This is a genomic window from Pseudomonas sp. SDO5591_S426 (genome assembly GCF_054070755.1).
The window spans coordinates 1-3,636 of the sequence record NZ_JBSVXD010000324.1; the positions used below are offsets into that span (position 1 = coordinate 1).

Genomic DNA, 3,636 nt, shown 5'->3' on the forward strand with positions numbered 1-3,636 from the left:
GGTGTACGCAATCCTCAGTAGGAGCTGCCGAAGGCTGCGATCTTTTGATCTTATCGTTCGCGCATCGCCTCAGTCCGCGCCTTCAACACCGGTTTCAGCAGATAATCCAGCACCGTCTTCTCCCCGGTAATAATGTCCACCGTCGCCACCATCCCCGGAATGATCAGCAACGGTTTCACATCCCCGCCCAAATGGTTTTTATCGGTGCGCACCTGAATCAGGTAGAAGCTGTTGCCCTTGTCATCGGTGATGGTGTCGGCGCCGATCAGTTCCAGCTTCGCGCTCAGCCCGCCGTAAATCGTGTAGTCGTAAGCCGTGAACTTGACCATGGCTTTCTGGCCCGGATGCAGGAACGCGACGTCCTGGGGGCGGACCTTGGCTTCGATCAGCAGGTTGTCTTCCAGCGGCACGATTTCCACCATGTCGCTGCCCGGCTGGACCACGCCGCCAATAGTGTTGACCTTCAATACCTTGATGATGCCTTTTACGGGCGAGGTCACCGTGGTGCGCGTTACGCGGTCGTCGATGGCGATGCTCGATGCCGTGATTTTCGACAGGTCGGTACGTTTTTCATTCAGCTCTTTGGCCGCGTCCGAACGGAAGGATTGTTCCGATTCGTCGATCTTGCTCCTGATCTCGGCAATCGCCGATTCCGCCCGGGGAATCGCCAGGGTGGTGGCGTTCAGCGAGCCACGGATTTCCACGGCACTGCGCTTGAGCCGCAGGATTTCCACCGGCGAAACCGCGCCGGTCTTGACCAGTGGCTCAGACATGTTCATCTCTTGGTTGACCAGCGCCAGACTGGAACTGTACTGCCCGGCTTTCGAGCGGAATTCCGCCAGTTCCTGGGTTTTTTGCCTCAGTTGTTCTGACAGGGTGCGTTGTTCGCTGGCCAGTCGGCGTTGCCGCTGTTCGTACAGTGAGCGCTCGTCCTCGGCCACTTGCGGCGCCTTGGCGATCACTTCATCCGAGAGTTTGAAAGGTCGGCCTTCGGCTTCCGCCGACAACCGTTCGACCTGTGCGGTCAGTGCATAACGATCGACTTCGCTTTCGCCCTTGTTCGACAGGTAGCGCGTGTCATCCAGGCGCAGCAACGTGTCGCCCTTGTTCACCATTTGCCCTTCGCGCACGAAGATCTCGGTGACGATGCCGCCCTCCAGGTTCTGGATCACCTGCACCTTGCTCGACGGAATCGCCTTGCCTTCGCCCATCGTCACTTCCTGCAACACGGCGAACTTGGCCCAGACCAACGCGCTGATCAACAGCGCGGCCGCCAGCCACACGGTCACCCGCGACCAGCGCGGCGAGTCCTGCAATGAAGCGCCGGCGGTTTCCGGCATGAATTCGGCTTCGGCGCTTTTGCCGAAACTGTCGAAGTAGCCGCGATCTTTCGAAGAATCCGATGAAGCAGACATGGGCAACTCCTAGACCGCCGCAGAGCCGACACGGCCCTTGCGCAGTGCATCGATGACCGCTTCTTTCGGCCCGTCGGCGACGATCCGCCCGTTGTCCAGCACCACCAGCCGATCCACCAGGCTGAGCATCGAGGTGCGGTGCGTGACCAGCAGCACGGTTTTGCCCTGGACCCAGCCATGGAGTTTCTGCCGCAGTACGTCTTCGCTGCTGTTGTCCATGGCGCTGGTGGGTTCGTCGAGCAACATGATCGGCGGGTCGAGCAACAACGCCCGGGCAAGCAACACTGCCTGGCGTTGGCCGCCGGAGAGCAATTGCCCGCGCTCGCCGACAGGGCGGTCGAAGCCTTGTGGATGTTGCCGGGCCAGTTCGGTAACGCCGGTGAGTTCGGCCACTTCGAGCATGCGGGCGTCGCTGATGTAGCGCGCGCCGAGGGTCAGGTTGTCGCGCAGGCTGCCGGCCAACAGCGGCAAGTCATGGGCGACATAACCGATTTGATGGCGCAGGTCGGCGACGTCGAGTTGCCGCAGGTCCAGGCCATCGAGCAGCAACTGGCCTTCTTCCGGTTCGTAGAAGCCCATCACCAGCCGTCCCAAGGTGCTTTTGCCCGAGCCGCTGCGACCGATGATGCCGATGCGTTCGCCGGGTTTGACGCTGAAACTGATGTTGGCCAACGCCGGAGCGTTCTGGCCGTTGTAGTGGAAGGTCACGCCGACCACATCCAGCGCGCCTTGCAGTTGGGTGCGCTCCAGCGGCCGTTGCCGGGCATCGCGCTCCTGGGGCAGCGACATCAGCGCATCGGTGCTTTTCATGGTCAGTTGCGCTTGCTGGTAGCGGGTGATCAACCCGGCGATTTGCCCCAACGGCGCCAGTACCCGGCTGCCGAGCATGTAGGTCGCCACCAATGCACCGACGCTGAGATTGCCGGCGATGATGCTGTAGACCCCGGCGACGATGGTCGCCATGCCGGAAAACTGCTGGATGAACAATGTGCCGTTGGTCGCCAGCGCCGAGAGGTTGCGCGCGTGGCTGTCGAGGCGGGTGAGTGCGCCGTGGGTACTTTCCCATTTGTGCTGGCGCTCGCTTTCGGCGCTGCAGGCCTTGAGGGTTTCCAGGCCGCCGAGGGTTTCGATCAGCAATGCCTGGCGTTCGGCGCCGAGGCTCAGGCTTTTCTGCACGGTGTCGCGCAGGCGTGCCTGAATGATCATGGCGAAGATGATCGTGATCGGAAACGCCAGCACCGGAATCACCACCAGCCAGCCGCCAAGCAGGCCGATCACCACCAGCATCAACAAGGCGAAGGGCAGGTCGATCAGGCTGGTCAGCGTCACCGCGGTGAGAAATTCCCGCAGGCCCTGAAAGTCGTGAATGCTCTGGGCAAAGCCGCCGATGGTCGCCGGCCGCGCTTTCATCGCCATGCCGGTGATGCGTTCAAACAAAGTCGCCGAGAGGATCACGTCGGTCTTCTTGCCGGCAGTGTCCAGCAAGTGCGCGCGCACCACCCGCAGCACCAGTTCGAAACCGGTGCCGATCAGCAGGCCGATGGACAACACCCACAAGGTTGAAGTGGCCTGGTTCGGCACCACGCGATCGTAGGTCTGCATCACGAACAGCGGCACCATCAGGCCCAACAGGTTGATCAGGAAACTGGCGAGAATCGCATCGCTGTACAGCCACTTCGACAGCTTCAGGGTGTCGCGAAACCAGGCTTGTACGCGTGGCACCAGCGGCGAGCGCAGGTCTTCGAGTTCATGCCGTGGCCGGGCGAACAGGGCTTGGCCCGTGTAATGCTCGGCCAGTTCCTGCGGGCTGATCCACTGTTCGCCGCCATCCGCTTCGCTGGGCAGGATCAGCACCCGGCCGTCCTCGCCATAACGGCGCAGGACCGCGGTGCGGCCATTGTTGAGCAGCAGCAGCACGGGCAGGTTGAGCGGGGAAATGTCCTTGAGGTCGCGGCGTAGCAGACGCGCCTGCAAACCAGCCCGGGCCGCTGCTCGGGGCAGCAGGTCCAGGCTCAGGCGTTGGTGTGCCATTGGCAGCCCGGCACTCAGGCTGGCGCGACTGACAGTCGCGCCATGAAGTTTGCAGAGGATCAACAGACCGTCCAGAAGCGGGTCATCGAAGCTCAGGCGCGGATCGACACCGGTGTTGCCGGGTTCCATGCTGGTCAATTTTATCGCTCCGGTTGAGCTACAACAATTGGCACGAATATCTACAAGCCCC

At 61.9% G+C, this 3,636-nt stretch carries 2 protein-coding genes; both read right to left on the bottom strand.

Translation table 11 applies throughout. From position 1 onward, the window contains the following. Positions 1–50 precede the first annotated feature (50 nt). A complete protein-coding gene (locus ACW9JC_RS29305) occupies positions 51–1,415 on the bottom strand; it encodes an HlyD family type I secretion periplasmic adaptor subunit (RefSeq protein ID WP_457459410.1) in 1,365 nt (454 codons plus the stop codon). 9 nt (positions 1,416–1,424) lie between these two features. Next, complete coding sequence (locus ACW9JC_RS29310; protein WP_448108962.1) at positions 1,425–3,584, bottom strand: type I secretion system permease/ATPase; 2,160 nt, start codon at positions 3,582–3,584, stop codon at positions 1,425–1,427. Positions 3,585–3,636: the final 52 nt, after the last annotated feature.

Excerpts from the sequence above, each read along its gene's own strand:
- ACW9JC_RS29305 (WP_457459410.1), bottom strand. The coding sequence starts at position 1,415 with ATGTCTGCTTCATCGGATTCTTCGAAAGATCGCGGCTACTTCGACAGT.